We start from the raw sequence: 11,255 nt of genomic DNA on the forward strand, positions 1-11,255 counted from the left end.
CCTCCTGGGGGTTGACCGCCCCGGGTGGCTTCGGGGTGGTGGGCGGGTTGGGAACTTTGCGGAAACCTGGGGTTGTTTGTCCGGGTTTCCGGTAATGGGCCTCTCCGGAGAGGGGAGAGGTCATGTCGGAAGCATCGCCGTTCGGGTCGTTCTTTGGCAGGGATCCGTTCCGCGGATTCGAGGAGCTCACAGGCCGGGTCTTCGGCGGGATGGACGCGTGGCCGCCCTCCCGTCCCAGCGTCCAGCGCGTGGACGTGGGCAAGCTCCTCAGCCAGTCGGCCCGCGACATGCTGACCAGCGCCCTGGAGATCGCCGCCCGCCGCGGCGCCCATGACCTGGACGTGCTCGACCTGCTCGACGCCGCCACCCAGGACGACCCCGGCCGCGCGCTGCTGCAGACCTCGGGCGTGGACGCCGACCGCCTGCACGACCGCATCGCCGCCCTCACCGGAGCCGGAGCTGCCGGTCAGCCGCCCGACACGTTGAGCCCGGCCGCGAAGCGGGCCATTCTCGACGCGCAGCGCGTGTCCAGAGCACTGGGTTCCTCCTACATCGGCCCCGAGCACCTGCTGCTCGCCCTGGCCGCCAACCCCGACTCCAGCGCCGCCCGCCTGCTGGCCGAGCAGGGCGCCTCCGCCAACGAACTGCAGCAGGCCCTCATGTCCGGCGCCGCCCAGCCCGGCCGCCGTACCGAAGGCGCGACCCAAGGCTCCGGCGAGACGCCCGCCCTCGACGAATACGGCCGCGACCTCACCGAGGAGGCCAGGCAGGGCAAGATCGACCCGGTGGTCGGCCGTGAGGACGAGATCGAGCAGGCCATCGAGGTGCTCTCGCGCCGTACCAAGAACAATCCGGTCCTCATCGGCGAGCCGGGCGTCGGCAAGACCGCGATCGTGGAGGGCATCGCCCAGCGCATCGTCAACGGCAGCGTCCCCGACACCCTCAAGGACCGCCGCGTCATCGCCCTCGACCTGACGGGCATGGTCGCCGGCTCCAAGTACCGCGGCGAGTTCGAGGAGCGGATCAAGAAGGTCATCGACGAGGTACGCGAGCACGCCGACGAGACCATCGTCTTCATCGACGAGGTCCACACCCTGGTCGGCGCCGGCTCCGCCGAGGGCGGCATGGACGCGGCCAACATCCTCAAGCCAGCCCTGGCCCGCGGCGAGCTCCACGTCATCGCCGCCACCACGATCGACGAGTACCGCAAGAACATCGAGAAGGACGCGGCGCTCGAACGCCGCTTCCAGCCGATCCTCGTCCCGGAGCCGACGGTCGAGCAGACGGTGGAGATCCTCGCCGGCCTGCGCGACGCCTACGAGGCCCACCACCAGGTCCGCATCACCGACGAGGCGCTGGACGCCGCCGCCACGCTCTCCGACCGCTACATCTCCGACCGGTTCCTGCCGGACAAGGCGATCGACCTCATGGACCAGTCCGCCGCCAGGGTACGGCTGCGCGCCCGCACCCCCGGCGCCGACGTACGCGAGCTGGAGGAGCGCCTCGACAGCCTCCACCGGGACAAGGACCAGGCCGTCTCCAGCGACGACTTCGACCGCGCCAAGGAGCTGACCCGCGAGATCGACAAGCTCCGTCCCGAGCTGGAGAACGCCCGACACGGCGACGACAGCGTCCCCGAGGTGTCGGTCGCCGACATCGCCCAGGTCGTCTCCCGGCGCACCGGCATCCCGGTGGCCCAGCTGACCGAGCAGGAACGCGACAGGCTCATGCGCCTGGAAGAACACCTCCACCAGCGTGTCATCGGCCAGGACGAGGCCGTGGTCGCGATCGCGGAAGCCGTTCGCCGCGCCCGCGCCGGCCTGTCGGACCCGAACCGCCCGATCGGCAGCTTCCTGTTCCTCGGACCGACCGGCGTGGGCAAGACCGAACTGGCCCGCGCCCTGGCCGACGCGCTGTTCGGCGGCGAGGACCACATGGTCCGCATCGACATGAGCGAGTTCCAGGAGCGCCACACCGTCTCCCGGCTGATCGGCGCCCCGCCCGGATACGTCGGCTACGAGGAGGCCGGGCAGCTGACCGAGGCCGTGCGCCGCCGCCCCCACGGCGTGATCCTGCTCGACGAGATCGAGAAGGCCCACCCCGACGTCATGAACATCCTGCTCCAGATGCTCGACGACGGCCGGCTCACCGACGGGCAGGGCCGTACCGTCGAATTCACCAACACGATCGTCATCATGACCAGCAACATCGGCGCCCAGCTCATCCTCGACTCCACCGGCGACGAGGCCGAGCTGGAAGAACGCCTCATGGACCTGCTGCGCCACTCGCTCCGCCCCGAGCTCCTCAACCGGATCGACGAGACGATCATCTTCAAGCGCCTGGAGAAGGAGGAACTGCGGCAGATCGTGGACCTCCTGCTGGAGAAGACCCGCCAGCGCCTGAAGGGCCAGGACATCGGCATGGAGGTCACCGACGCGGCCAAGGACTGGCTGGCCGAGAAGGGCTACCAGCCGGAGTTCGGCGCCCGCCCGCTCCGCCGCACGGTCCAGAGGGAACTGGACAACCGCCTGTCCACGATGGTGCTGACCGGCGAGGTGGGGGAGGGCGGCACGGTCAGGGTGGACGCCGGCACCGACGACCGTCTCGTGCTCCGGGCCACCACCCCAGAACCAGCCGCCACCTCCGAAGAGGTCCCTGAACAAAGCGGGGAATCCTCCAGCTAGACCCACCGGACCCGCCACCCTGTCCCAAGGCGCCGGCGGGCTCCGGGTCCGTCGAGCCGTGCCGCGCCGACGCCTGACCACTGCCCCCAAGGCGCCGACGCCTGACCGCTGCCCCCAAGGCGCCGGCGGCTCGCCCGGCCACTGCGCCCGAAGGCGCCGGAGGGTCCTCGTGCCGCGCGACGGCGGCTCGCCACCGTGTCCCAGGGTGTGGGCGCTTCGGGTCCGTTGTGCCGCGCTCGGGGCAGGTCGGGCGGCTTGCTTCGCCGCCCTGGCCGGGGACTCGGTGGGCTGCTCCTGTGGGTCCTGCCCCGTGGTTCTGGACCGCGGCCCCGGCCGGTCGCGGTGGGATCGGGCGGGGGTGTGGGCGGTGGCTTGGCGGGGTGGGGGAATGGCCGGGCGGCCGGTGGGGTGTGGGTGGATCTGGTAGTTATGGTCGGGTGCGAATCAAGCCCTTGGCCGCGCTCGCGGCAGCCGTACCCCTGGTGGCCGGATGTGCGGCCGGAGCCGCCGGGTCGTCGTCGAGCGCGCAGAGCAGTGCGCACCCGCTCGGATCCGGCACCGCCGGCGGCACGGAGCGTTCGAACGTGACCACCTCCAAGACGCCTGCGGCGAAGCGGCCCAAGGTGCCCGCGGGCACCACCGCGGGGTATGTCGTGTTCGACCGGACCACGGGGAAGATCGTTGTTCACCAGAACGCGCGCAGGAAGTTCCGGTCGGCCTCGGTGAGCAAGATCCTCATCGCGATCGACTTCCTGGAGACCCACAAGAGCGTCCAGGCGGGCGATGCGCGGCTGCTGCGGATCATGCTGCGGTCCAGCGACGACGGCGCCGCCACCTCGTTCTGGAACCGGGGCGGCAAGGGCGCGATCATCACTCGGATGGCCCGCAAGCTGCGCCTGTCCGACACCACGCCGCCGCCCGCCTCGAAGCCCGGTTTCTGGGGGTACGTGTCGCTGAGCGCGTACGACATCGTCAAGACCTACCGCTACCTCCTCGACACCGCCGACCCGCGCGTGCGCGACCTCGTCGTCGGCCACCTGCGCAAGTCCACGCGGTGCGGGACCGACGGCTTCGACCAGTCGTTCGGCATCCCCGGCGCGATCCCGCGTCCGTGGGCGGTGAAGCAGGGGTGGTCGGGGTTCGGCCTGACGCCTCCGGTCCGGTGCGCGAACACCACCGCGGCGGCCGAGATCATCCCCGCCTCCGCCGGGGCGCCGATCGGGGGCGGCCCCATCAGCGTCCTGGCGGCCAACGCGCGCGGCACCACCGTCCCCGACTACGGCCACCCCGTGCTCCACACCACCGGCCTGCTCGGCAAGGACGACCGCCTGATCATGGCCCTGCTGACCGCCCACCCGGCCGCCGGCACCTGGGACGCGTCGGTGAAGCGCATCAACAAACTCGCCGCCGACCTGTATCGGAGCGTCTCCTGACCTCCTGCGGGCGTTGACGTCTCCTGACCTCCTGCGGGCGTTGACGTCTCCTGACCTCCTGCGGGCGTTGACGTCTCCTGAGCGTCCGCGGGCCCCATGAGTTACGGCTACCGCCCCCCACCCCGCACCGCCGACCCCGGCGGGCGCCCGTCGAGCGCCGCTCGTGAGGGCTCACGGCGTACTCGCCGCGACGCCGCCCCGTGGGCCGGTTCCCCGGTCAGGGCGTTGCCCCGGGCGTCCAGCGCGTGAGACGAGGCGACGGCCGGGAATTGTCGGTGGGCCGGGTTAGGGTCGGGCCGTGATCACTGTTGAGGACGTGCGGCAGGTGGCGTCGCGGTTGCCGCGCTCGTCGGAGCATCTCATCCGGGACCGGGTCAAGTTCCGGGTGGGCAGCATCGTCTATGTCGCCTTCTCCAGGGACGAGACGATCATGGGGTTCGGGTTCCCGAAGGAGGAGCGGGAGGCGCTGGTGGCGGCGGAGCCGGAGAAGTTTCTCATGCCGTCCCAGGGTGACCTGCGCTATCAGTGGGTCCAGGCCCGGATGGCGGCGCTGGAGGTGGACGAGATGCGGGAGCTGGTCGTGGAGGCCTGGCGGATGACCGTGCCGAAAAAGGTGTATGCGGAATATCTCGCGGCGCAATGAAATATCATTCTAAAACGCGTTGCACCTAATTAAATGGGACTAGCCCGGCGATCATCCGTCTGATAGATATTTCGCTCTGGTCATGTGAGCGGTATCGAATATCGGGCTTCCACAAAGGGTGAATCATGCGGGCGCTAGCCGACGAGCTCTTCCTGGTCGGCTGGGACACCACGAGCACGGGGCGTCCCCGGCTGCATGTCCAGGGAGTCGAACTGGGGCTGGCCGGGGCGCTCATCGCCGAGCTCGTGCTGGCCGGGCGGGTCGGGGTGCGCGGGTCCACGGTGCGGCTGGTCGATCCGCGGCCGGTGCAGGAGGTCGTGGCCGACCGGGTGCTCGCCGACATGGGCAGCATGCCGCAGCACACGGATCTGCGGACCTGGCTCGTGTACCTGTCGCAGCGGGCGGTCGACGACGTGTCCGGGAGAATGATCCTGGCCGGATTCCTGGAACGTGAAGCGCCGAAATTATGGCGGCGCAAGCCGGGCCGTTTTTTCGCCACCGATTTCGGTCCGGCCGCGTGGCCCAGAACGCGTCTCCACATGGCGCTCACCCGATGGCAGCCGCTCGACCCGCACGACATGGCGCTGGCCTCGCTGGTGGAAGCCTGCGGGATGACGGACGTCGTGGTGGAGGACCCAGCCGAGCGGAAGACCGCCCGGCGTCATCTGACCACCGTCCTGGCCGCGCTGCCGCCCCAACTGACCGACCTGGCCCGTCACGTCCACGCCGCCGTCGGCGACGCCGTCCTGACCTACCGCACCTGACCGGCCCCGCCCCATGTCCGCTCACCGCCCACCCGGCTCTCCCCGGCGCCCCCGCCCTCCCCGGGGCCCCGGGTCCCCCGAAGGCCCCGGCTTACCGCGAACTCCCCGATTACCCCGAATCCTCAGGCCACCGCAAAGCCTCGGGTCACCGCAAAGCCTCAGGTCGCCACAGAGCCTCGGATCGCCGAGAAGCGCCGGACCGCCGCCAAGCCGTGAGTCACCCCTGAGCCGTGAGTTGCCCGTGGCCGGTGGGTTGACCCTGGGCTGTGGTCTCCCGGGCGGCCCCGGGTCGCCGACCTTCAGTAGGTGTGCCGGGCCTCAGGGAACGCCTCCACCCGGGCCGGCGGGACGCCCCCCACTGACCAGCAGCATCCCAACCCCTCCACAGAAAGGATGCCGATGGAAACCCCCCAGCCGGACCCGATCACCCGCGCTCTGGCCGCCGATCGGCTCGGCGCCCCCTCGGTCGTCTACTTCGTCCTCTCGGCCGCCGCCCCGCTCACCGTCGTGGCCGGCGTGATGACCACCGGCTACAGCGTGACGAAGATCACCGGTCTCCCGGTCGCGTTCCTGGTGGTCGGACTGGTGCTGGCGTTGTTCGCGATCGGTTACGTGGCGATGGCCCGCCACATGGCCAACGCCGGCGCCTTCTACACCTACGTCAGCCGCGGCCTCGGCCGTCCCGCCGGCATCGCCTCGGCCTGGGTGGCGCTGATCGCGTACAACTCCCTCCAGGTCGGCCTCTACGGCGCGTTCGGCGCGGCCGCCACACCCATCGTCGAGCGGTGGTTCGGGACGGCGCCGCCCTGGTGGGTGCTGTCGCTGATCGTCTGGGCGCTGGTCGCGGTGCTCGGCGTCATGCGCGTCGATGTGAACGGCCGCCTCCTGGCCATCCTGCTGACGCTGGAAGTGGCCGTCATCCTGCTGTTCGACTTCGCCGACCTGGCCAACCCGGCCCCCGGCGGCCTGTCGCTGGAGACGTTGTCGCCGGGCGCGCTGTTCGTGCCGGGCGTGGGGGCGCTGCTGGTGATCGCGACGCTGGGGTTCGTCGGGTTCGAGTCGTCGGTGGTGTTCTCCGAGGAGAGCCGCGACCCGCGCCGCACCGTACCCCTCGCCACCTACTCCTCGATCGTCATCATCGCCTGCCTGTACGCCCTGTCGGCCTGGGCCATGACGGTGGCCACCGGACCGGGCAACATCGTGGCCACGGCCACCAGGGACGGCGCCGAGACGATCTTCGTCCTGGCGGGTTCGCACCTGGGCTCGCTGGTCGTGGACATCGCCCGCGTCCTGTTCGTCACCAGCGTGTTCGCCGCGATGATCTCCTTCCACAACACGACCGCCCGCTACTTCTTCGCGCTGGGCCGCGAGCGCGTGCTGCCCGCCGTCTTCGGCCGCACCCGCCCGCGCAGCGGCGCCCCGCAGGCGGGCTCGATCGCCCAGAGCGTGCTGGGCCTCGTGGTGATCGTCGTCTACGCGGTGCTCGACCTCAACCCGCTGGTCCAGCTCTTCTTCTACGGCGGCGCGTTCGGCGGGTTCGGAGTCCTGCTGCTGATCTTCACCACCTCGATCGCGATCATCGTGTTCTTCGTGCGTGAGCCGAGCGGGGTGAGCGCGCTGCGCAGGCTCGTCACGCCGGTGCCGGCGGCGATCCTGCTGGCGGTGATGGTGTGGCTCGGCTGGACGAACATCGACGCGCTGCTCGGTGTGCCGCCGGGCGACCCGCTGACCTGGATCCTGCCGCTGGTGTACGTGGCGGGGATGGCCTTGGGCGTGGTCTGGGCGCTGGTGCTGCGTGCCCGGCAGCCCGCGGTCTACGCCCGGGTCGGCCTCGGCGCCAAGGCCGTCACCGCGCACGAGGCGGCCCGGTGAACGCGCGCCCGGCGCCCTGACGGTGCGGGCGGGCCGGGGCCTCGGGTCCCGGCCCGGTCCGGCGGCGTAGCATGGCGATCATGGAGGAACCCGACTGGCACGGCTGGCACACCGGCTACGACGCCCCAGGTTCTCCGTTGTGGCGCAGGCTGAGGGTGGTGCGCGCGGCGATCTCCGACGTGCTCGACGCCGGCGCGCGTACCGTGGTCAGCCTCTGCGCGGGCCAGGGCCGCGACCTGCTGCCCGTCCTCGCCGCCCACCCCGGGCGCGCGGGGGTGAGCGCCCGCCTGGTGGAGCTCGACGAGCGCAATGTACGGCTGGCGCGGCAGTCCGCCCCGGAAGGCGTCGAGGTCGTCGCGGCCGACGCCGCCCTCACCGACGCCTACGCCGGAGCCGTCCCCGCTGACCTGGTCCTGGTCTGCGGCGTCTTCGGCAACGTCAGCGACGCGGACGTGCGCCGCACGATCGGCTGCCTGCCGATGTTGTGCGCACCCGGCGCCACCGTGATCTGGACCCGCCACCGCCGCGAGCCCGACCTGGGACCGCGGGTGTGCTCGTGGTTCGCCGAGGAGGGCTTCGAGCTGGAAGGGCTCACCCGGGAGGACTTCACGGTCGGCGTCCACCGCTACACCGGGCAGCCCCGGCCGCTGGAGCCGGGCCTGCGGATGTTCACCTTCTGACCCGGCTCAGGTGGTGGTCAGCGACTCCTCGTAGGCCTTGAGCACCTGCTTGCGGCGCTTGGCCGGGAGGCGGTCGATGTAGAGGTGACCGTCGAGGTGGTCGCTCTCGTGCTGCAGGCAGCGGGCCATCAGGCCGGTGCCTTCGACGGTGACGGGGGCGCCGGTGAGGTCCTGGCCGTGGACGGTGGCGACGTCGGCGCGGGGCAGCGGCGCGTACTGGCCGGGCACCGACAGGCAGCCCTCGTCGCCCGGGTCGAGGTTGCGCTCGCCGACCGGCGGGAGTTCGAGCGTGGGGTTGACGACCACGCCCACCTGGCGCTCGCCGTCGGCGTCGGGGCAGTCGTAGATGAAGACGCGCAGGCCGACGCCGATCTGGTTGGCGGCCAGGCCCACGCCCTTGGCGGCGTACATGCTGGCGAACATGTCGTCGACCAGCGCGGCCAGTGCCTCGTCGAACCGGGTGACCGGCTCGCAGGGGGTGTGCAGCACCGGATCCCCGACGTACACGATCGGACGGACCTCTCCCACGACGGACGCCCTCCCTAGATGCGAAAGATTCGCAACAAGTGTACGGCACCGCTGGTCTTGTTATGTGAGACCCATTATTCCAAACTCTGAGATCCCGGCTAGGGTGACTCTCATGTACACACATGGCCACCACGAGTCCGTCCTGCGCTCCCACCGCTGGCGCACCGCCGAGAACTCGGCCGGGTACCTCCTGCCCCACCTCCAGCCGCACATGAGCCTGCTGGACGTCGGCGCGGGACCCGGCACCATCACCGCCGACCTGGCCACGCGCGTCGCCCGCGTCACCGCCGCCGAGGTCACCGACGAGGCGCTCCAGCTCTCGCGCGACGAGGCGGCGGCCAGGGGAGCGGGCAACATCGACTTCGCCGTGGCCGACGTGCACGCGCTGCCGTTCCCCGACGGCACCTTCTGCGTGACGCACGCGCACCAGGTGCTCCAGCACGTGGCCGACCCCGTGGGGGCGCTGCGCGAGATGCGGCGCGTCACCAAGCCGGGCGGGATCGTGGCCGTGCGCGAGAGCGACTACGCGGCGTTCGCGTGGTACCCGGAGCCGCCGGAGCTCGACGAGTGGATGAACCTCTACCAGCGCGCCGCCCGAGCCAACGGCGGCGAACCCGACGCCGGCCGCCGTCTGCGGTCGTGGGCCAGGCGGGCGGGCTTCTCCGACGTGACGGCCACCTCGTCCACGTGGTGCTTCTCGACGCCACAGGACCGGGAGTGGTGGGGCGGCATGTGGGCCGAACGCGTCGTCTCCTCCGCGCTGGCCCACCAGGCCACCTCGACCGGCCTCGCCACCGCGCCCGGCCTGGCGCGGCTGTCGGAGGGCTGGCGCACCTGGGCGGCCGACGAGGACGGCTGGTTCTCCATCCTCCACGGCGAACTCCTCGCCCGCGCCTGAGAAGGCACGCCCGGAGGCACCGGAGGCAGGGGCGGTGCGACCCCCGTGCGCTCAGAGGACGGCACCACCGCCCCTGTGGCCCGCCGAATGGTGGTGGGCCGAGGGCCGATGACCCGAAGGCCGGCCAACAGCGGAGTCGTCACGGCGAGCGCCCCGTGAGCCCTCACGACCGGCGCTCGACAGACCTCAGCCCGCGACGGCGAGTCCGGGAAAGCCGGCGGGAGCCGTCACGTGAAAGAAGGGGGTCAGATGCCGAGCGTGGGCGTACGCTGCCAGCTGGGATCGCGGTAGAGGACGACGTCGGTGCCGTCGAGGAGCTCGTCGGGGGCGGAGATCATGGTGATCTCGCCGATGGACTGGAGCTCCAGGAGCAGGTCACGTACCCGCGGCCCCACCGGGAGGCGGCCCACCGGCAGGTCGAGGCCCGAGCGGATCATGTCGGCGATCTCCGACAGCCGGAACGGCCCGTCGAACCCGGCGATCACCCCCCGCACCGTGCTCATCGTGATCAGCTGTTCCGCCTCGGAGTGCGCCAGCTGCCAGATGATCTGCTCCCTGCGTCCCCCGCTGCCCGCGCAGTTGGTGCAGGGCCGGGTGACGCCGGGCGCCATCGTCTCCTCGCCGGAGCCGAGGCAGCCGGTGCACCGGTCGTTCTCGGCGGCGTGGAGCTCGGCGGGCATCCGGCCGGCGAACGAGGCGCCGCACGAGCAGGCGTAGGCGTCGTCGCCGAGCAGGGCGCCGGGAGTGGGCGAGATCGTGTGGTTCATCGTCGAAGACTCTACTTGCTAGAGTCCCCCGACCTGGAAGTTGTGGAGGAAGTGTGCTCTTTCGCCCCTCGGTCGAGTCTGATCTCGGCCGCCTGCTCGCCTGCACCGTCGATGACGGCATCAGCTGGGCCGACCCCGACCGGCTGACCGGCTTTCTGGCCGACGGGCAGTACCGGCACGACCGCATCTGGATCGCCGAGCGGGACGGGCGTGTCATGGCCCGCGCCGTCTGGTGGAGCTTCGCCGGCAGCGACAGGCCGATGGCGCTCGACTGCGTCTACGTCGACCCCTCCGTGGAGGACCGCGTGGCGCTCGCCGCCGACCTGCTCTCCCACGCCCACGAGGTGTACGGCACGCGGCCCGCCTACCACGTCTTCCTCCCGAACGGCTGGCGCGAGCGTCCCGCCGTCGCCGCGGCCATCGCCTGGCGGCAGGAGGCGGCGGCCCGCGCCGGGCTGACGTTCGAGCTGGAGCGGCTGCGCTACGAGTGGACCTCTGCCGACCCGCTGCCCGCGGCCTCCGGCAGGCTGGTGTTCAGGGCCGAGGAGGACGACGAGGTGTTCGCCGAGGCGTTCCGGCGGGTCGCCGAGGGCACGCTGGACCACGAGACGCGCGAGGCGCTGGCCACCATGGACCCGATCGAGCAGGCCAGGCAGGACGTCGAGGACTACAAGTCGATGCCGGGCGAGCGCTCGTGGTGGATGCTGGCCCACGCTCCGGACGGCGACCTGGTCGGCGTCGCGCTGCCGTCGGCCAACAACGGCGGGCCGGTCGTCGGCTACCTGGGCGTGGTGCCCGAGCACCGCGGTCACGGCTACGGCGACGACCTGCTGGCGGAGATCACCAGGTTCCTGGCCGGGCGGGGCGCGCGGCGGATCGCGGCGGACACGGATCTGGGGAACGTGCCGATGGCGCGTTCGTTCGAGCGGCTCGGGTATCGGAACTACTCGATCCGCCTCGTCCTGTCATCGGCCGAATAATCTGAC

The 11,255-nt window shown here is 71.4% G+C and carries 10 protein-coding genes; 8 read left to right on the forward strand and 2 right to left on the reverse strand.

Annotated features, from left to right (window positions below; translation table 11 throughout):
- The first annotated feature begins 122 nt into the window (after window positions 1-122).
- The 6 genes from ACIBI5_RS41970 to ACIBI5_RS41995 all read left to right on the forward strand — a co-directional run bounded on the left by ACIBI5_RS41970 (window position 123) and on the right by ACIBI5_RS41995 (window position 8,076).
- On the forward strand, window positions 123-2,684 hold the full coding sequence (locus ACIBI5_RS41970; RefSeq protein WP_397255489.1) for an ATP-dependent Clp protease ATP-binding subunit: 2,562 nt from the start codon (window positions 123-125) through the stop codon (window positions 2,682-2,684).
- Window positions 2,685-3,121: 437 nt separating this feature from the next.
- Window positions 3,122-4,117 carry a hypothetical protein gene (locus ACIBI5_RS41975; protein WP_397255490.1) on the forward strand — a complete coding sequence of 332 codons (996 nt, stop codon included), beginning with the start codon at window positions 3,122-3,124 and terminating at the stop codon, window positions 4,115-4,117.
- Window positions 4,118-4,415: 298 nt separating this feature from the next.
- Window positions 4,416-4,760 carry an MmcQ/YjbR family DNA-binding protein gene (locus ACIBI5_RS41980; protein WP_397255491.1) on the forward strand — a complete coding sequence of 115 codons (345 nt, stop codon included), beginning with the start codon at window positions 4,416-4,418 and terminating at the stop codon, window positions 4,758-4,760.
- A 125-nt stretch (window positions 4,761-4,885) separates the two neighbouring features.
- Window positions 4,886-5,524 (forward strand): GPP34 family phosphoprotein, encoded by a 639-nt coding sequence (locus ACIBI5_RS41985; RefSeq protein WP_397255492.1) that lies wholly within the window; start codon window positions 4,886-4,888, stop codon window positions 5,522-5,524.
- A 399-nt stretch (window positions 5,525-5,923) separates the two neighbouring features.
- Window positions 5,924-7,396, forward strand: coding sequence for an APC family permease (locus ACIBI5_RS41990; RefSeq protein WP_397255494.1), 1,473 nt, complete (start codon window positions 5,924-5,926; stop codon window positions 7,394-7,396).
- A gap of 80 nt (window positions 7,397-7,476) precedes the next feature.
- Window positions 7,477-8,076 carry an SAM-dependent methyltransferase gene (locus tag ACIBI5_RS41995; RefSeq protein ID WP_397255496.1) on the forward strand — a complete coding sequence of 200 codons (600 nt, stop codon included), beginning with the start codon at window positions 7,477-7,479 and terminating at the stop codon, window positions 8,074-8,076.
- A gap of 6 nt (window positions 8,077-8,082) precedes the next feature.
- Here the strand turns inward: ACIBI5_RS41995 and def are convergent, their stop codons facing one another.
- Window positions 8,083-8,604 (reverse strand): peptide deformylase, encoded by a 522-nt coding sequence (gene def / locus ACIBI5_RS42000; protein WP_379623203.1) that lies wholly within the window; start codon window positions 8,602-8,604, stop codon window positions 8,083-8,085.
- 112 nt (window positions 8,605-8,716) lie between these two features.
- Here def and ACIBI5_RS42005 point away from each other — a divergent pair, with 112 nt between their 5' ends.
- Window positions 8,717-9,502, forward strand: a complete 786-nt coding sequence (locus tag ACIBI5_RS42005) for a class I SAM-dependent methyltransferase (protein ID WP_397255498.1) — start codon at window positions 8,717-8,719, stop codon at window positions 9,500-9,502.
- Between the two features lie 245 nt (window positions 9,503-9,747).
- Here the strand turns inward: ACIBI5_RS42005 and ACIBI5_RS42010 are convergent, their stop codons facing one another.
- Window positions 9,748-10,269 (reverse strand): hypothetical protein, encoded by a 522-nt coding sequence (locus tag ACIBI5_RS42010; RefSeq protein ID WP_397095864.1) that lies wholly within the window; start codon window positions 10,267-10,269, stop codon window positions 9,748-9,750.
- Window positions 10,270-10,322: 53 nt separating this feature from the next.
- On the opposite strand from ACIBI5_RS42010, the gene ACIBI5_RS42015 reads away from it, so the two are divergent.
- Window positions 10,323-11,249: a GNAT family N-acetyltransferase gene (locus ACIBI5_RS42015; RefSeq protein ID WP_397255500.1), complete on the forward strand. Its 927-nt coding sequence runs from the start codon at window positions 10,323-10,325 to the stop codon at window positions 11,247-11,249.
- Window positions 11,250-11,255 lie beyond the last annotated feature (6 nt).

The sequence above is a fragment of the Nonomuraea sp. NPDC050540 genome (genome assembly GCF_044457485.1).
In the GTDB taxonomy this organism is placed as follows: Bacteria; Actinomycetota; Actinomycetes; order Streptosporangiales; family Streptosporangiaceae; genus Nonomuraea.